Here is a 19,311-nt window from a genome sequence, read left to right as displayed (position 1 = left end):
AATATTCCTGAAGAATAGCCGCCATATTACGCTCGGCAAGTCCTGTGATAAACACATACGGATTGACGCCAGCGCTACTAGGGATTAATGCACCATCTCACTCAACCTTATAGTCGACACAAATCACGCCAGTTAAACAGTCTCTATTACCATCCGTTTTCCATGGCGAAGGTTTTTGCAATACTTCTGTTAATTGATAGCGGGGAATCTCCCAGTCGTCTATCTTATTGCCATTATCATCCTTGTTTGGCACGGGATACTTTTTCTTACGCTTACTATCGGACAACGCCATAAAATCAAGAAAAGTGTGCGCGTCTTGAGCCAAGATACTACTCGGACGCTTGGCTAACTGCTGTATGGCTTGCTTGTACTTGGGATCAGTAAACTCATGTATAGAGTCATCTGTCCATTGGGTATTGTTGGATCCGTAAAACAGTACATAACGGTACGTCGCAAATAAATTTTTAGCATCTTCAGTAAAGTAACTATCTGGGTATGTTTTAACATAGTTCTCCCAAAACACAGCACGGGCCATCACCTCGTCAAAAGACACCGCCACCGCACCATCATTCCAAAAAATATCCTGATTGTCTTTTGCCATACGTTGAATAAATATGGCTTGATCTGCAGGTAGATAAGGGACAAATAGGTCTGCCATCGCCTTTAGATTATGATGAAATTTGAAGATGCCTTCGCCTACATACAGCACGCTAACGTCAGCGTTACTCTGCACCAATTCACTAAGATATCGTTTACGTGGGCTCAGTGCTTTTAGTTGTTCAACGGATAATTGTTTGCCTTGATTTATAGTCTCTGCTACATCGTGAAAGCTTGCACAGTCCATAGAATCATTAGAACCCAAAAAACGTCCGTACAGTGCTTGATATTCTGTTAGCCATTGCAGGATTTCGACGTTCGCAGTCATTGGCAAGCAAGCATTTAATTGTCGTTGGATACCATGAATATCTTCAATTTTACTTTTGTTATCAATGTCCTTCATAGAAGCACTGAGCTTAGTGCACACCAGCTTATTTGTTAACTGTTTTTCAGACAATGCGACCAATGCATTAGTGAGTGCTCTTGGCGTTTTTGCTTCTATTAATGGCTGCGTGCTTGGCTGTTTTGCCGTTTGCGTGGACATTGATGACTTATTTAATGTATCTGAGTTATCTGAGTTGTCTGAGTTTTTTTCATATCAGATGGAGGTTGGCAAGCGCTCATAGCAAATAATAGGCTTACTCCCATCATGAGTGACAATGTGGTCTTTTGCATATGCGGTATCCTTTGAGTACGTCCTAAAAATGGTAGCCATCATAACCATTGTCGACTAAATAGTGTCAGTATACAGCGGCTATGTCAGCTGATGACATAATCAGCCAATATTATTAAAGTCATTTGCTTAATATCATCATAAGAGGACTTGAATAATGAGTATTATCAATACCGATATCATGCCATATCGGTATTTTTGTTTGTAATTTTTCCTTGAATAACCGCAGCTGTCCCTTATAATAACCGCAGCTATCCCTTATAAAGAAAACCAATAAAAGCATATTTACCTATGCTCTTATAAGCACTTTTAACACATGCTTTGACTATAAATAATTTTTATAATTGGTAAAAATAGGAAACCTTATGGCACACGATATTTTATTTGAGCCTGTAAAAATGGGCACACAAACGCTAAAAAATCGCATTATGATGGCCCCACTGACACGTCTGCGTGCCGTTGAGCCAGGCGATGTCCCTATCACATGGGCAGCAGAGTACTACTCGCAGCGTGCAGGGGCGGGCCTTGTCATCACTGAAGCGACGCAAGTATCGTTTCAAGCAAAAGGCTATGCAGGCGCACCAGGGCTACATACTCAAGATCAAGTCACTGCATGGAAAGCCATCGTTGACAATGTCCACGCTAAAGGTGGCAAGATCGTCGTCCAGCTATGGCACACAGGACTTGTCTCACATGAAAGCGTACAACCTGAACGCCGTGCGCCAATTTCAGCCTCAGATGTCGATGTAGGTATCCGTACCTCATTGCGTGATAGTGACAACCAAGCCATTCGCGCGGATGCCACGCCGCCGCGCCCAGCCAGTCTTGATGAGATTCAGCAAGTGGTTACTGACTTTGCACATGCAACCAAGTGCGCGCAGGAAGCGGGGTTTGATGGTATTGAGATTCATGGCGCGCATGGTTATTTGCTGCATCAGTTTTGGGCCGAGCATACCAATCAGCGTGACGATGAGTACGGTGGCAGCCGCGAAAACCGCGCGCGTCTAACCTTGGACGTGATTGATGCTTGCGTAGAGGCATGGGATGCTGATCACGTGGGTATTCGTATTTCACCACTTGGCACGTTCAACAATGTTGAGGGAGGCTACGAAGAAGACGATAACATTTGGCTGATTGAGCAAATCAACAAGCGTGGTCTAATGTATTTGCATCTGTCAGAGCCAGACTGGGCAGGGGGTACGCCTTATAACGATGAGTTCCGCCAAAACGTACGTAATGCTTTTGGTCAACTGATTATTGCCGCTGGTGGCTATGATGCGGACAAAGCTGAGAAGAACATCAAAGCAGGCTATATCGATGCGGTAGCATTCGGTCGTGATTATATTGCCAACCCTGATCTCGCTGAACGTATTCAAGAGGGCGCACCGCTCAACGAGCAGCATCCAGAGAGCTTCTATGGTGGCAGCACGGTTGGCTACACTGATTATCCGTTCCTGAACCAAGCGTAAAGTCGCATCGATCAGCCTTAATGCTGAAAAGATGAGTCATAGCGTTATAAACAATAAAAAGCCACCTTACTATCATTAGTAGGATGGCTTTTTTATACTTATTTTTTGACTATATTTAGCGTTTTAACTATTTACCAAAATTCCCCGTTTGGTAATCGCGAAACGTTTGTTTTAATTCTGCTTGAGTATTCATGACAAAGGGGCCATAACTGGCGATAGGTTCGCCGATAGGTTCCCCGCTCAGCAGCAATAATTTAACGGGTGCTACTGCTTTTTCCGCCTCCGCCGTTGCTGGATAAGCCAATTCAATAGTGTCCGTAGTATCCGTATTGACTGCCGCATCGGTCGTGATTATAGAGGTATTTTCATTTTGTAAGTCTGTGCGGGTTTTGCTAGGCGCTACAAACTGAATCAGTTGACCAGCTACGACGTGCGTACCATTGACCAACAGCTCGCCTTCTTGCACCAATAACAAAACATTATGAAGGTTCGGTATCTGTAGCGTCGTCGATCCTGCTGCCTGTAACTCGATATCCCATAAGTTAATAGGGCTAAAGGTGCTGGCAGCGCCGGTTGTCCCTTGCCAATCACCTGCGATAATAGCCGCTTTGCCAATCACGCTTTGGTTGATAGAATCTCTTTGGTTGTTAACAGCTTTTTGACTGGTCACTTCTTTTTGGACGCCAGCATTGCTATCAGCCAGCAACTCGACAACCGGCATATCTGCACGCCTGATGGTTTGATACTTCGGGTCAGTCAGTTTGTTAGCACTAGGGAGGTTCACCCACATTTGCACCATACTAAAGACGCCACCGCGCTGACCAAAATCCTGCGAATGAAACTCTTCATGCAAGATGCCACGCCCTGCGGTCATCCATTGCACATCACCTTCGAAGATAACACCATTGCCACCCGTTGAGTCCACATGACTGATTTCACCAGAGTAAGCAATGGTGACAGTCTCAAAGCCTTTGTGCGGATGCTGTCCGATACCATGAGGCTGTACGTGATAATCGGGGTTGGGCGCAAATTTCGTCGGCTCGCCATAATCAAACAATAAAAAAGGGTCGGTATGGCTATAATTAAAATTGGGATCATTCTCAAGATGGTTGATCAAGGTTTTTACATAAAAACCGTCACCTACCCAATGCGGCGCTTTGTCACCATGAATATGTTTAATTGCACGCATTGTTCACCTCGCAAGCCTACGTTTATATTTAATTTTGTCATGACAGCAGTTTGTTAAGACAGCAGTTTGTCATGACATCTTAATATATAATTAATTATGAATATATAGTGTTTATTTTGTTTTATTTTCAAAAATATCAAGCGGCTTATGATAAGAAAGTTCACTTAACGATAAGATTTAAATGTTCAACAGACCTTAAGTGTCTTGTTTTATCAAACCACTTCACCACAGACAAAACCACTGGCCCACGCCCATTGGAAGTTGTAGCCACCGAGCCAACCTGTGACATCCAATACTTCACCGATAAAGTACAGCCTGTCCTGAAAATTGCTTTGCATGGTTTTTGACGAGACTTCATCTGTATTGACGCCGCCACGGGTGACTTCAGCCGTCCGATAGCCTTCAGTGCCGGATGGTTTTAACTGCCAGCCGTTGAGCGTCACCCCCAGTTCGGTCAGACGTTCGTCTTTAATATTGGCAAGCTCGGTATCTTTTATATCGTCCCACAGGTGCGTCTGTAGGGCCGCCAGTAGCTTTTTGGGTAAGGCACTATCGGTATAGTCGGCCAAAACGGTACGGATGAGCTGCCTTGGATGCGACTTTTTATGAGCGAGGAAAAGCGCCGTCACATCGATATCTGGCAGCAAATTAATACGGATGCTTTCGCCAGTCTGCCAATAATTTGACAACTGCAACATGGCAGGGCCAGAGAGCCCGCGATGGGTAAACAGTATTGGCAACTTAAAGGAGATACGCTCATTACTGGCAATCACCGGCAGACTGATACCCGCCAAAGCACGGATAAGATCGCCGGTTTTATCCGTAAAAGTAAAGGGTACGAGGCTGGCATCAGTGGAGATGAGCTGATGGCCAAACTGCTGCGCCAATTCATAGCCCAAGCCGCTAGCACCCATGGTTGGGATAGACAGTCCGCCTGTCGCCACTACTAACGATTCGCAGCGGTAGCCTGTTTGCGGCAGCTTAGCTTGATTGCCTGATTCTTTTCTCTCTTGCTTGTCTTTTTTGCTGAGTTGCTTGGTTGTCAGTAATTCAAATCGGGCATTTTTATCATTTTTAACCGCTTGAACGCTTTCAACCTGCGCATTTAGCTTTACTTGCACGCCTACCGCGCTACATTCGTCAAGTAGCATGGTCAAAATATCTTGTGCAGAGTCATCACAGAACAGCTGCCCGTGCTCGCGCTCGTGATAGCGAATTTTGTGCGCTTCCACCATACCGATGAACTCCCAGCTGGGATAACGACTCAGTGCTGACTTACAAAAATGCTGATTGGCACCGATAAAGTGCTCAGGCTCGACGAAGTAATTGGTAAAGTTACAGCGTCCACCACCTGACATCAGGATTTTTTTACCCGCTTTATTGGCATGATCTAGGACCAATACGCGGCGACCACGGCGACCGGCCGTGAGCGCGCAATACAACCCTGACGCACCAGCGCCAATGATGATGACATCATAATAGGTATGAGAGTGTCCTGTACGCTGATTGTCCATTGCGATTGGTTCCATAAAGCGATAAGTTTAAAAAGGTAAAAATAATATGCCCAGCTTACTTTTATAGCTTAGGGTTTTGCCTATATTAGCCAAACATAATCTTTAGAGTGGCTATTGTCCATATTTAACCAGAGGTTACAAGGATTAAATCTCAAGGTCGTTAAAAGCCGCGATAAACACGTTGTTAGAAATAGCAAGAAAAATTGATATCAGCCGTGCGTGATCTATCGATATGACTTTTTACTGACTATAGATTTTATAGCGAGTCACTAATGATAAGTTGTGCAGCGGAATTGTTATGATTGAGCGTTGATGCCTTGCAACCGTTGCGCTAATTTGTCAAACTATCATTGAGTGTCACACATTATGGAAGATGACCCTTATTGCCTCTATAGCTACTCGTTATTGACGATCCGTTATACAGGTCATAATAATTAGAAGAGGACGATGACTATGACTCAAAAATCATTTCCCGTTGCAGCTGAGTTTGCCGCTGCTGCCAATACGACAGCTGAGCAATACGCTGCAGACTATAAAAGGTCTATCGAGTCGCATGAAGCGAACGACGCTTTTTGGGCTGAGCGCGCTGAGCTGATTGATTGGATCAAAAAACCCACCAAGATCAGCGACGTTAATTATGATTTAGATGATTTTCGTATCAAGTGGTTTGAAGATGGCGAGCTGAATATCTCAGTCAATTGCCTCGATCGACATCTAAAAAACAACCCTTACAAACCCGCTATTATTTGGGAAGGTGATCATCCCTCCCTACACAAAATTATCTCCTTCAAAGAATTGCATGCGGCGGTATGTCGCCTAGGCAACGCGATGCGTAAGCTTGGCGTCAAAAAAGGCGATCGTGTGACCTTGTATATGCCCATGATACCAGAGGCGATGATCGCTATGCTGGCATGTGCACGTATCGGTGCTATCCATTCTGTAGTATTTGGCGGCTTCTCTGCTGAGAGCTTGGGCAATCGCTTGATTGATAGCCAGTCCAAAATTGTCATTACAGCTGATGAGGGGCTGCGCGGTAATAAGCATACGCCGCTCAAAGCCAATGTCGATCGTGCCTTGGATATGGATGGCACAGACAGTGTAGAAAGAGTCGTTGTTGTGCATCGTACGGGTAACTCTGTACCGATGAGTGGTCGCCGTGATATTTGGTATCATAATTTGGTCGACGGTGAGTCAGAGCAGTGCGAACCTGAGGTGATGAATGCCGAGGATCCGTTGTTTTTATTATACACTTCTGGCTCGACAGGTAAGCCCAAAGGCGTGCTGCATACCACTGGGGGCTATATTACTTATGTGCTATCGACCTTTCGAGACGTCTTCGATGTCAAAGAAGACGATGTCTTTTGGTGTACAGCCGATGTCGGTTGGGTGACTGGTCATACTTATGCGACCTATGCACCGCTTGCCAATGGCACGACGACTCTGATGTTCGAAGGAGTGCCAGAGTATCCAACTTGGGCGCGTATTGGTCATATTATCGACAAGCATGATGTGACTATTTTATACACCGCACCGACGGCTATTAGAGCAATGATGAAAGAGGGGGATACCTTCGTTCGGGAGTCGGATCGCTCAAGCTTGCGCTTGCTTGGGTCAGTTGGGGAGCCGATCAACCCCGAAGCGTGGGATTGGTATTATCACGTTGTTGGTGATGGCAAATGTCCGATTGTCGATACGTGGTGGCAGACCGAGACGGGCGGTATTCTCATGGCACCAATACCGGGCACGGTCAATATGAAGCCGGGCGCTGCGATGAATCCGTTGTATGGCATCAGACCAGAAATCGTCGATAGTGACGGCGTGGCACTCGAAGGCTCTGCTGAAGGCAACTTGGCTATTAATAGTAGCTGGCCGGGACAGATGCGTACCATCTATAATGATCATAAGCGCTTTTTGCAGACTTACTTTACAGAGTATCCGGGTTATTATTTTACCGGTGATGGCGCGCAGCGTGACGAAGATGGACACTATTGGATTACCGGCCGTGTCGATGACGTGCTCAATGTCTCTGGACATCGATTGGGTACGGCAGAAATCGAAAGCGCCGTAGTGGCTCATCCTGCGACTGCGGAGGCCGCTATTGTCGGTATGCCGCATGATATCCGCGGTATGGGGATATGTGCCTTTGTCATTCTCAAGTCGGGTGAAGCTTCAAGCGAGTCGCTAAAGGCGGAGCTAAACCGTCATGTGCGTGCAGAGATTGGGCCGATTGCCAACTTGGATGCTATCTATATCGTCGATGCGCTGCCAAAGACCCGCTCGGGCAAAATTATGCGCCGCATCTTACGCAATCTTGCCGCTGGGCAATATGTTGGACTGGGGGATTTGTCTACCCTTGCAGACAGCTCAGTCATCAATCAACTGGTCGAGGTGGTCAAAGCCGAACGTGCGGCATAGTGGTCATGAGCACTTGATAAATAAAATAACATCTACTTTATAAATGTTCACATAAGCCATGCTATTAAAGGTAGCATGGCTTTTTTACGCAGAGGTTATTGATATTAGGGCCTATTAAAGGTTCAATATTATCTAAAAACCAGCCAATCAAAAGTAATATGCTATGCTTATAAATGCTATTTTCTGACGACTTATATTGAATCAACGATATTGTAAAAGGCCTACTGTCATTATGACTGATCATTCTGCACCCTCTGCACATACCTCAGTACCAAAAATCGCCATTATAGGTGGCGGTTTGACGGGATTGTTTACGGCCACTTTGCTTGAGCGGGAATTGGCTAAGCGTCAAGAGTCAAAGGTACAAATAACCATCTTTGAAAAATCCCGTAGCGTGGGGCGTCTGGCGACTCGCTACCGTACCGATGAAAAGACGGGCAACAACTGGCAATGGGGCTTTGGCGCGCAGTGCTTTACAGTCAAAACAGACCGTTTTAAACAATTTATCCGTCCTTGGCTTGATAGTCGCCTATTGCAGCCGTGGCTTGCGCAAGTGGTTCATTTGACTCTTGCTAATGAAGATGGGCATATGCCTCAAATCGAGCCAAAAGAGCAGTGGGATACAAAGCATGCACGTTATATCAGCACCCCAAAAATGACCAGCTGGGGGCGTGCATTGGCCGATGAGTTGCAGCATACCCGCATAGCATTTAAAACCCGTGTCGCGCCATTACATAAAGCGCATTTTGTAGAGGAAAATAGTGCTGATAGCAAAACGGAACTGTTCGATGAAGAGGGCAACAGTCTTGGCGGCTTTGATTGGGTGATTTGTACCGCGCCAAATGCTCAGGCGCTAGAATTGATGGCAGATAGCGGCTTTGCGAGACAAGCTGATATTACTAAGCCAAAAATGCAGGCGTGTTATACATTGATGCTAGGCTGGGATGAGGTGCCACAGTTACCTGCGATCTTTACGAGTCAGGCATCAGTAAGATGGGATGTAGCTTACGTCAATAATTCGCCATTAGATAGAATATTCATTGAGCATCAAAAGCCTGCTCATAGTGCACTACTGCCAAGCGTGACTATCCATGCGCGTAATGACTGGTCAGAAACCCATGTCGATGAGGATATAGAGACCATAAAAGCGCAATTACTAACAGCGGCCAAACAAGCGCTGAATTGGAGTGCTCAAACCGCACCTACCCAGATCGATTGTCATCGTTGGCGTTATGCAGCAACGATTGTCGATGATAACAAAAGTCTGGGTATTTTGGTCGATCAGCGGCATCAATGGATCGTGAGTGGCGATTGGTGTGGACACGGCAATATTGAAAGTTGCTACAAAATAGCAGCAGAGACGGTTAGGGCAATCACTGAAGGGATGTAATAAGGGATGTAATGATGCGTGGGGTTTGGTTAATCTTACCCTTATTTTTAGCCTGTTAAGATAACCATCATTAGAATTGAGGACACGCCCAGCCCTATAGAAGTTTCTTAAGGCATCAAGTTCTCTGATATTACTTATTTAGAGTCCTTTTACTCGCTTTCTTTTTGTTTATATTCAAAGTATCTTGAACTGACCATCAAGAGGTTTTGTCCAGCTTGGCAACTCTCTGATACGTTGATTAAGCCGTATGAACAGCCACGTCACAAAGCTAAAAAGGCAAGGGAGGGCAGTAAACAATGTTTAAGTTTGATTTGGACTTGGGCTTAATGGCGTACCACTTTTTCCAATTGGGTATCGCTTTCATTCTATCACTGCCTATCGCCCTAAACCGTGAAATGAAGGACAACGGCGCTGGGCTTAGAACCTTTCCCTTGGTCACTATTGCCTCCTGTGCCTTTATGCTCGTAGGCATGGATATCTATGACGCCACTGGGGAGGCGAGAATCATGTATGCCATCATTACTGGTATGGGCTTTATCGGTGGTGGTGCCATTTTTAAAAACGAAGAAGGCTCGAAAGGCACAGCGACAGCGGCAAGTTTGTGGAACACGGGCGCTATTGGTATCTCGGTTGCTTACGGTCGTTATGAAATCGCCATCATATTATCGATTGTGGGTTTTTTAATCTTACAATTCTCAGAGCCGTTTAAAGTCAAAAAGTAAATGGTGACAGCCTATTAGTAACGACAACGAGCGCCGAGAAATCAACCACTACTTCCTAAATTATTTAACAATATCAAGGATTTATAGACAAAAAAGAGCCCACAGAGGAGGTGCTGTGGGCTGAGGAAAACTGATCGTGTAGATGGACTACAGGGCAGTGATAGTAACTTGTTATTATTGGTTTTCTTGTTATTGGTTTTCTTTGCTATTGTTCAACTGAGATTAGGGTAATCATTGATAATTCAATGCGTATATATATCTGCTTACAATTCTAAGTGTACAACTGTTTTATCAGCATCGCTATCATAGCGTAAATAATTCTTATTTGACTATTTTGGTTACATGACATTACGTTTTTAGGTGATCTCATACATTGTCATGTTTTGAAAAACTTTTATTCAATGAATAATCTCACTTACCCAATGACAAGTATTTACGGCGTACCAAGGTTAGGTGCAGTACATGGCGCTATAAGCCTTTCAGCTTTTGTTAGTCAATAATTGGTGTTCTAAAACAAAGGTAATTGACGTTTTTGAGTATGAAAAAAAACAATACATAAAGAGATGGCATGACGACCTGCTGGAAAAATGCTAAGCTATCCGCCATTATTATGTCTCTACTAAACTGGGTTTGCCATGACTGACCATACGCAAGTGCATACGCAGGAACCGTCAAGTGCACAAAATACCAAAAGTATTTTTAACTTGCCCAATAATCTGACGATTGCGCGTATCTTAATGATTCCGCTATTTGTGGCGATTGCCTACTGGCCACCAGCCATGGGTATCGGGATGCCAGCCATATCGGATAACGTCATCGCCCGGGTTGGTATGAGTGAGTTCAGCGACAGCTTATTACGTCACTTACTATTGACTGGCGTGTTTATCTTAGCAGCGATTACTGATTGGCTAGATGGTTACTTTGCACGTAAGCTGAATGTGGTCTCCGCGTTTGGCCGCTTTTTGGATCCCGTCGCTGATAAACTCATGGTCGCAGCCGCCCTGATTATATTGGTACAGTGGCATCCCAATATCATTATGGCGATTGCTGCCATTGTGATTATCTCACGTGAGATTGCGGTGTCGGCATTACGCGAATGGATGGCGGAGCTGGGTAAAAGTACCAGTGTGGCAGTGTCTTATGTGGGTAAGTTAAAAACCACTTTTCAGATGATTGCTATCACGGTATTGCTACTAAACTGGGAATCGCTCGAAATGATCGGCTATGTATTGATGGTCGCGGCAGTGATTTTAACCTTGTGGTCGATGTTTATTTATCTAAAAGCGGCGTGGCCTTATTTAAAACAAAGCGGTTAGCTTTTCTTGATTTAACAGTCATTTGAGTCTGCATAAAAAACGCCAGTCGCATCGAGCCACTGGCGTTTTTTATTGTTTAATTTTTAGGGTCTGTTGAACATTCAAATGTGGCACTGGCAGTGGCTATTTTTTAGACAATGCGCAGTGAAATTTTTGACGCCTAGTCATTCTAGGTTAGACAATTTCGCCATGTATTGGCAAAAAATAGTCCTGCCCTGAAAGGCTGATGCTAAAACCACCCCAAACGTTGTTATAAACCTAGCTAAGGTCTCGACATTATCGTCGGTTTACGCCTAGTTTGGTGCGATTTTAGCGATCAGCAGTTCTAATATTTGAATGTTCAACAGACCCTAATATAGTGAGTGAAAAGTCATATCGATATACCAGCAATACCGTGGCGTTTTTAGGATATTTTGACCCTATGTGTAATATCGCCAATTTATTTTAAACTTTGCTTGAATGTATTGTTAAGCTATACTCAAAATAGTAAACAAAATACAAGAGAACTGGATAAAGGTACGATGAAACGTCATCAGAATAAGGAAATAGACATGGCAATATACAAAAAACAGTCGGTCGCTGCCCTTTTATTGCTTGGGTTATTAAGCGGTTGTTCTTCATCGCCAAGCATGCAACAAGAAACAGCCGATGCAGCACAAAGTACACAAGCAGAAGCCTCGCAAGACATGGCTGCAAATCGACAGGCAGAAGCATCGGTACAAGACGCTACGGAGTCAGAGCGCTTGGGCACTCAGTGGGGTGATGATGTGGACTCGGCTGTGACCACTGTTGACCTACGTCGTACCAGTGACGAACCTATCGAGCAGATGCAAGTTGCTTATGCTGACAAAAATTATCAAGGTCGTGCCCTAAATAGTCGATCGTTAGTAGCGGGTAAAGTTGATTTTTCAGTGGCGACGGATATGGGTACTTTGCCTTTATATCGTGACGCTGGTAACTATTATCTGCAAGGAAAAGCAGGCGAAGCCTACCGTCTGGTGTATCGCAATAATAGTGCCAATACTTATGAAATCGTCGCTAGTGTCGATGGCTTAAATGTCCTCGATGGTAGCACTGCCAGCCGTTATGACAGCGGTTATGTGTTAGAGCCTAACGACGATTTAGTCATTGAAGGCTTCCGTAAGAGTCAAAGCGCTGTCGCTTCTTTTATTTTCAGCAAGCCAGATAACGCCTATGCCGCCAATACGGATAGTGGTTCTATAGAAAATACTGGGGTGATTGGCACGGTCATTTATGAGCTTTATGATCCTAAGCAATCGAGACCAAAATCAAAACAGCCACAAGCTTTCCCAGCAGACGATGGCTACGCGAAACCACCGCAATAGTGACGAATACAAGTAATAAAAACGCCAGTCGCATCAAGCCACTGGCGTTTTTATTACTTGTATCTCCAATTATTTTGCTTCTACTTAATCATGAAAATACTACAGCTCGATCGAAAAATTCTCACCTAAGCTTTTTTCGATCGCGGTATCAGTAACTGCCGCCGCCGTCATTTTGACCGCGCTGGTGATCGCATTGCCATTTGCCCAGTATTCCGCTCCATGTGGCGTGACTTTTATCAGCTGAACTCTTGGGTCTTCTTTGCCTTGTTCAAAATAAGCGTTATACATAACCGACCATAGCTCATCGAGTTTTTCTTTATCTTCGACCAATTCAGCGGTACCAGAAATAGACAAATACTTATCATCGCCTTTCGTGGTATATGATAAATTTACTTCTGCATTTTGCTTAATGTTATCGACAGTTTCAGACGGCTTATGGCCGATAAACCAAATCTCTTTGGCACCAATACTGGTTTCAGTGGTATTCATCGGGCAAGAATGCAGATGGTTCTCGCCATTGCGTGTGGTCATCATGGTGTATTTAATGTCTTTTACCATCGCTTGAATGGTGTCCATTTGCGCTTGTTTATTCATAATAGTTATCCTTTACTATTTAAGATTTTAGGGTTCGAAAGTTATTAAAAAGTAACTAAAAAAGCGATGCCGATATAAATCGAAACGTTATAAAAATTACTTGTCTTTAACGACATTTCTTATAAATCTATAACCAGTTATCAATATAGCTAAATCAGCTAATAGAACTATACAGGTGGTCTGTAATGGGCTGTGAAGGTTTGTAAGTTTATAACGATAGACTTTTTAAGCACACATGATAATCAAAATTGACCCATAAAAAACGCCAGCAGGCAAAACCCTACTGACGATCAAAGTGCTCATGTTTTTTTATATTAATAAAAGTCGTGCTAAGTAAGTTTCACGCTAAATAAAAATATCACAAGGCTATAAAATATTATAAAAGGTTATAGAGAGACGGAAAATTGCTCACCGATACCTTCAGCGGTTTTGCCATCTTGTAAAGCAGCCGCAGCCATTTTGAACATATTGACAGTAGTGCTACCGCTTAACCAGCACTCAGCACCATGAGGAACGACCTTGATCAGTTGTACCTCTGGATCTTCTTTACCATGCTCAAAGAATGCATTGTAGACTGGTGACCATAGCTCATCCAATTTGGCTTTGTCGGTCGATAATTCAGCGTTACCACTGATAGAAACGTAATTTTTATCATCTTGGGTGGCATAAGATAGACCGACTTTTGGATTATCTTGAATGTCTTTTACCACGTCTGATGACTTATCACCGATGAACCAAATCTCTTTGCCACCAAGACTGGTCTCGCTGGTGGTCATTGGCCAAGCGTGCAAGTCGCCTTTGCTATTGATGGTGCTCATCATGGCAAATTTTACGTCTTTAATGACCGCTTGGATTTTGTCGATACTCTCTTGCTTACTCATGGTACATCCTTATATTTTTAAAATTATGATGGTTTTAAATTGAGGGTCTGCTTTTTATTTTGAATGACCAGTTATTCCGAATGATCGGCTGTTTCGAATCACCCGTTATTTTGAATACCAATCGCTATTAATTATTATCATTATTAGCTCGTTGTAGAATACCGATAGCACGCCACGCATTTATATAGGTTGCCCGTAATGCGATGTGAGTGTTTGTAAAATATACAATGATTGAGTAAAAAGCTGTCTGAGCCGTTAGCGCATTTTGTTGGCAATTTATCCTGCTTTTACCTGCTTATTACAGGGCTTCTTGTTATAATACGTAGACCATTTACTTTGCATGGCAGAGATGCCTTGATCTTACGGATTATGCCTTTATGATGACCATCGCCGGACAACCGTTTCTTACCGATTTTCAGACGCAGCAACTCATCAGTCAGTTCCAGCAAAAAACCGAGCTAAATGTCAGCCACATCCATACTCAGCAAGTTTATGTGCTATCACGGACGCTTGAAGGTGATGAGCAGAAAAAAGCGCTGGACCTGTTTGGCATTAAGCAAGATATCCAACTTGCCGCGCCGCAAGATAACCAATTACAAGTTATCGTTGCACCGCGTTTTGGCACCATATCGCCGTGGGCCAGTAAAGCGACCGATATCTTTAATAACTGTGATATTGAGATTAACCGTGTCGAGCGCGTCATCGTTTATACCCTAACGATTGATGCAAAAACAGACGGTGAGGTAGGTGCAACCAATAACACGTTACCTAAAGCCGCTGAGCAATTATTGTTTGACCGTATGACGCAGAGCTTGGTTTATGATTTAAATGAGGTGAATAAGCTGTTTGATGATGAGCAGCCAGCATCGCTTAATCATATCGATGTGATTGGACAAGGTCGTACGGCACTAGAAGCAGCCAATACAGAATTTGGCTTTGCGCTATCGAGCGAAGATATTGATTACTTGATGAATGCGTACGTCAATGAGCTAAAGCGCAATCCAACCGACGTTGAGCTGATGATGTTTGCACAGGCGAACTCAGAGCATTGCCGTCATAAAATCTTTAACGCTGAATGGACAGTCGATGGTGCAGTACAGCCGAAATCACTGTTCCAAATGATTAAGAATACTTATCAGTCGAATCCACAAGGTATTTTGTCAGCTTATAAAGATAACGCGGCGGTGATGGCTGGGGCAGAAGGGATGCGTTTTTACCCGATTCCTACCGATCCTCAAGATCCTAATTCAGCGCATCCGTATGGCTTCCATCAAGAAGCTATCGATATCTTAATGAAGGTCGAAACCCATAACCATCCAACCGCGATTGCCCCTTATGCTGGTGCAGCGACAGGTGCAGGCGGTGAGATTCGTGACGAGGGCGCAACGGGTCGTGGCGGTAAACCAAAAGCGGGTCTGACAGGTTTTCACGTGTCACATCTGCATATTCCAGAGCTAGCAGAAAAATGGGAGCAGTCAGGTCAGGTTAGCACCAAGGATTATGGCACGCCGGATCGTATGGCAACCAGCCTTGAGATTATGACCGAAGCGCCATTAGGCTCAGCCAATTTCTCTAACGAGTTTGGGCGTCCAAACTTATGCGGTTATTTCCGTAGTTTCCAATTGGACACTTCAGCGGCAAAAGACGGCAGCGAGATGCGCGGCTATCATAAGCCCATCATGCTGGCAGGGGGTTATGGCAATATCAAACGCAACCTGATTGAGAAAAATCCCATTCGCCAGGGTGATCTATTGATCGTCCTTGGTGGCCCTGCGATGCAAATCGGTCTTGGCGGCGGTGCGGCGTCTTCTGTCGATAGTGGTTCACTTGATGAAGGCTTAGACTTTGCCTCCGTGCAGCGTGATAACGCTGAGATGGAGCGTCGCTGTCAGGAAGTTATCGATCGCTGCTGGGCCTTAGCTGGTAATGGGCAGTCTGGCAACGATATCGATGTGAGTAATAACAGTAAAGATGGCAACCCAATCGTCTCGCTACATGACGTCGGGGCAGGTGGTCTATCCAATGCGATGCCAGAATTGGTCAACGATCATGAGATGGGTGCAGTGCTCAATCTACGTCACATTCCGTCGCTTGAGGCGGGTATGTCACCGATGGCGATTTGGTCAAATGAAGCGCAAGAGCGCTATGTCTTAGCGATTCGCCCAGAGAGCCAAGCCCAGTTTGACGCTATCTGTAAACGTGAGCGTTGCCCGTATGCGATTTTGGGTACAGCGACCGAAATTCGTCAGCTTAATGTCGCCGATGAATTGCTAGACGATCAGCCTGTCGATATGCCGATGCAAGTATTGCTCGGTGGTACACCGCAGATGCAGCGTAGCTTTAACGTGCAAGCAAACGAATTACCACCGCTTGAGCTTGGCGATGTCAATCTAGCTGAATCTATCAAAGATGTCTTACGTCATCCAACTGTCGCTAGCAAATCTTTCCTCATTAGCATTGGCGACCGCTCTATCACGGGTATGGTGGTGCGTGATCAATATGTCGGTCGCTACCAAGTCCCCGTCGCTGATTGTGCCGTTACCGCTTCAGGCTTGATTGCGTTAGATGGTCAGGTGATGACGGGTGAAGCGATGAGTGTTGGTGAACGTACGCCTGTTGCTTTGATTAATCCAAAAGCCTCAGCACGTCTGGCGGTTGGTGAAGCGATTACCAATATCGCTGGTGCGCGCATTGCACAGCTATCTGACATCACCATGTCAGCGAACTGGATGGCAGCCTGTGGTGAAGACGTTGAAGATGCGGCATTATTCGACGCTGTATATACCGTTGGTGAAGAGCTATGCCCAGCACTCGGTATCGCTATTCCAGTGGGTAAAGATTCGCTATCGATGCGTGCTAACTGGACGGATGAAGACGACAATAATTCTAAGCAGGGCAGCACGGATAAATCAGTCGTTTCGCCAATGAGCTTGGTCATTACCGCTTTTGCGCCTGTTATTGACGTGGCAAAAACCCTAACGCCTGAACTTATTAACGGTGATAGCGCCTTCTACCGTATTGATTTATCTAGAGGTAAATTACGTCTAGGTGGCTCAATCCTTGCGCAAACGGCAAGTCAATTGGGCAATGAATGTCCTGACCTCGATAAACCAAGCGATTTAATCGATTTCTTCAACTTTATCCAAGCGGGCAACGCGCAAGGCGTCATCAGCGCCTATCACGATATCGGTGATGGTGGCTTGCTTGCAACGATTGCTGAGATGCAATTCACCAGTCGTCAAGGTATCAAGCTGTCATTAACTGATGATAACTTACTCGGTCAGCTGTTCAGTGAAGAGCTGGGTGCGGTCATCCAAGTCTTGCCTGAAAATGTCGCCGCATTAATGCAATTGGCAGAAGAATTTAACGTTAGCGATATGCTCAGCCTAGTTGGTCAAAGCTCGGAAGAAGACAGCTTAATTATTCAAACGCCTTTGCACATGGGTAATGAAACTCTAAGCTTTAGCCGTAGCGAATTACAACAAGAATGGAGTCAGGTCAGCTATCAAATCGCGCGTCGTCGTGACAATCCAGCTTGCGTACAGCAAGAATATGACTTGATTGCTGATACTAACCATAAAGGGCTTATCGCAGCGCCAAACTTTGACCTCAATCAAAAAGTCGAAGCACCCTACTTAAACAGCCGTGCTGATTCTGATAACAGCAAACCAAGAGTTGCTATCCTACGTGAGCAAGGCGTCAACGGTCAGACAGAAATGGCAGCAGGCTTTACTCAAGCAGGCTTTGAAGCGGTCGACGTCCATATGAGCGATTTACTTGAAGGTCGCATCAATCTACGTGACTTCGATGGTTTGGTCGCTTGTGGTGGCTTTAGTTACGGTGATGTCCTCGGCGCAGGCTCGGGCTGGGCAAATTCTATCTTGTTCCATGACGAGCTACGCATGCAGTTTGTCCGCTTTTTTGCCCGTCCGGATACCTTCTCACTTGGTGTCTGTAACGGTTGTCAGATGATGGCTCAGTTAAAAGACCTCATCCCAGGTGCAGATAATTTTCCAAGATTCATCGCCAACCAATCGGCTCGTTTTGAGGCGCGTACGGTCAATGTGAAAATTGAGCGTACCAAGTCTATCCTGTTCAAAGGCATGCAAGACAGCATCTTGCCAGTCGCTGTGGCGCATGGTGAAGGTTATGCCACACTAGACAACAACGAAATCGACGGTATGGCAAAACACGGTCAGCTGGCGATGCGCTATGTCGATAGCCAAGGTCATCCAACTGAGACGTATCCGCTCAATCCAAACGGTTCGGTCGGCGGTGTCACGGGTCTGTGTAGCACTGATGGTCGCGTCACTATTATGATGCCGCATCCTGAGCGTACGCTAAAAGCCTATAACCACAGCTGGAAACCAGAAGAATGGGATGAGGACGGCGCGTGGATGCGTATGTTCCGTAACGCTCGTGCTTGGTTGCGTTAATATTTGCCAATACAGTTTGAGTTGTTTTAGATAATAAAAAAGGTGGGCTTTGGCTCACCTTTTTTGTGTTTAAGAGTTGAGTGTTTGGAAATAAAGGCTAGCGTTCATATCTTGTTTTCACGAATATAGGTGGTGACACCCATGCTAAAATTCCAGTCAATAAAGATTAGCATTAAGCAAAATAAGGAAGAATAAAATGTCAGGAATTACAGATATCAATGAACTATTGAGTTCGATGCAGCCAGCACTGGTTGATGAGTTATTTGTGTTTTGTACCGTCACAGGGCAGCTAGCAGAATACGTAAACCTAGCGCCAATCGCGACGTTTGTGGAGACAGAAGGGTTGACTTTGGTTTTAACAAAAGACAATGCTGATGAAGTAGGTTTACAGTACGAGGGCGTGTTTCGACAAATCACTCTAACGGTGCATTCAAGTTTAGAAGCGGTCGGTCTAACCGCGGCAGTAGCAACCAAACTGACCTCAAAAGGTATCAGTGCCAATGTGATCGCTGCCTATTATCATGATCATATATTTGTATCGGATGATAAGGCGGAGCAGGCGCTATCTGCGTTAAAAGAGCTGAGTAATGTATAACGTTTTTTATAAGTAAGTGAGCTATTTCCCGCCTTCCGCTTGTATCTGCCAGTCTGGGCGCGGCGCTGGCTAAGGTTTGGGTCGTCGCTTGCTGCGCGTCGTCATCCCAAAACCTAGCCATCGCAACTCGCCCAAACCAGCAGGATACCGCTACAGTCGGGGCTAAAATGCGCT

13 protein-coding genes are annotated in these 19,311 nt (G+C 45.0%); 8 read left to right on the top strand and 5 right to left on the bottom strand.

The window, feature by feature from the left end; all coding sequences use genetic code 11:
* Positions 1–97: 97 nt before the first annotated feature.
* Entirely contained in the window at positions 98–1,141 is a 1,044-nt protein-coding gene (locus CXF65_RS07920; protein WP_025651893.1) for a hypothetical protein, read from the bottom strand.
* Between the two features lie 494 nt (positions 1,142–1,635).
* Between CXF65_RS07920 and CXF65_RS07910 the strand changes: the two genes are divergently transcribed.
* Positions 1,636–2,739 carry an alkene reductase gene (locus CXF65_RS07910; protein ID WP_025651894.1) on the top strand — a complete coding sequence of 368 codons (1,104 nt, stop codon included), beginning with the start codon at positions 1,636–1,638 and terminating at the stop codon, positions 2,737–2,739.
* A gap of 127 nt (positions 2,740–2,866) precedes the next feature.
* On the opposite strand, the gene CXF65_RS07905 is transcribed toward CXF65_RS07910, so the two are convergent.
* Together CXF65_RS07905 and CXF65_RS07900 are read right to left on the bottom strand one after the other, a co-directional pair.
* Positions 2,867–3,928: a pirin family protein gene (locus CXF65_RS07905; RefSeq protein ID WP_101211655.1), complete on the bottom strand. Its 1,062-nt coding sequence runs from the start codon at positions 3,926–3,928 to the stop codon at positions 2,867–2,869.
* A gap of 212 nt (positions 3,929–4,140) precedes the next feature.
* On the bottom strand, positions 4,141–5,457 hold the full coding sequence (locus tag CXF65_RS07900) for an NAD(P)/FAD-dependent oxidoreductase (protein WP_227523227.1): 1,317 nt from the start codon (positions 5,455–5,457) through the stop codon (positions 4,141–4,143).
* Positions 5,458–5,895: 438 nt separating this feature from the next.
* Here CXF65_RS07900 and acs point away from each other — a divergent pair, with 438 nt between their 5' ends.
* The 5 genes from acs (at position 5,896) to CXF65_RS07875 (ending at position 12,631) form a co-directional block, all read left to right on the top strand.
* Positions 5,896–7,857 carry an acetate--CoA ligase gene (gene acs, locus CXF65_RS07895; RefSeq protein ID WP_101211653.1) on the top strand — a complete coding sequence of 654 codons (1,962 nt, stop codon included), beginning with the start codon at positions 5,896–5,898 and terminating at the stop codon, positions 7,855–7,857.
* A gap of 232 nt (positions 7,858–8,089) precedes the next feature.
* Positions 8,090–9,247, top strand: a complete 1,158-nt coding sequence (locus tag CXF65_RS07890) for an NAD(P)/FAD-dependent oxidoreductase (protein WP_101211652.1) — start codon at positions 8,090–8,092, stop codon at positions 9,245–9,247.
* Positions 9,248–9,543: 296 nt separating this feature from the next.
* Positions 9,544–9,969, top strand: coding sequence for an MgtC/SapB family protein (locus tag CXF65_RS07885; protein WP_101211651.1), 426 nt, complete (start codon positions 9,544–9,546; stop codon positions 9,967–9,969).
* A 635-nt stretch (positions 9,970–10,604) separates the two neighbouring features.
* Positions 10,605–11,285 carry a CDP-diacylglycerol--glycerol-3-phosphate 3-phosphatidyltransferase gene (pgsA, locus tag CXF65_RS07880; RefSeq protein WP_025651901.1) on the top strand — a complete coding sequence of 227 codons (681 nt, stop codon included), beginning with the start codon at positions 10,605–10,607 and terminating at the stop codon, positions 11,283–11,285.
* A 551-nt stretch (positions 11,286–11,836) separates the two neighbouring features.
* Positions 11,837–12,631: a hypothetical protein gene (locus tag CXF65_RS07875; protein ID WP_101211650.1), complete on the top strand. Its 795-nt coding sequence runs from the start codon at positions 11,837–11,839 to the stop codon at positions 12,629–12,631.
* A gap of 99 nt (positions 12,632–12,730) precedes the next feature.
* Here CXF65_RS07875 and CXF65_RS07870 read toward each other — a convergent pair whose 3' ends face one another.
* Both CXF65_RS07870 and CXF65_RS07865 read right to left on the bottom strand, forming a co-directional pair.
* On the bottom strand, positions 12,731–13,225 hold the full coding sequence (locus CXF65_RS07870; RefSeq protein ID WP_101211649.1) for a pyridoxamine 5'-phosphate oxidase family protein: 495 nt from the start codon (positions 13,223–13,225) through the stop codon (positions 12,731–12,733).
* Positions 13,226–13,611: 386 nt separating this feature from the next.
* Positions 13,612–14,106 carry a pyridoxamine 5'-phosphate oxidase family protein gene (locus tag CXF65_RS07865; protein WP_025651904.1) on the bottom strand — a complete coding sequence of 165 codons (495 nt, stop codon included), beginning with the start codon at positions 14,104–14,106 and terminating at the stop codon, positions 13,612–13,614.
* Positions 14,107–14,483: 377 nt separating this feature from the next.
* On the opposite strand from CXF65_RS07865, the gene purL reads away from it, so the two are divergent.
* Complete coding sequence (purL, locus tag CXF65_RS07860) at positions 14,484–18,542, top strand: phosphoribosylformylglycinamidine synthase (protein ID WP_101211648.1); 4,059 nt, start codon at positions 14,484–14,486, stop codon at positions 18,540–18,542.
* Between the two features lie 196 nt (positions 18,543–18,738).
* Positions 18,739–19,137 (top strand): ACT domain-containing protein, encoded by a 399-nt coding sequence (locus CXF65_RS07855; RefSeq protein ID WP_101211647.1) that lies wholly within the window; start codon positions 18,739–18,741, stop codon positions 19,135–19,137.
* The last annotated feature ends 174 nt before the right edge of the window (positions 19,138–19,311 follow it).

The organism is Psychrobacter sp. Sarcosine-3u-12, from assembly GCF_002836005.1.
In the GTDB taxonomy this organism is placed as follows: domain Bacteria; phylum Pseudomonadota; class Gammaproteobacteria; order Pseudomonadales; family Moraxellaceae; genus Psychrobacter; species Psychrobacter okhotskensis.
This window is presented reverse-complemented; position numbering and strand designations above follow the sequence as displayed.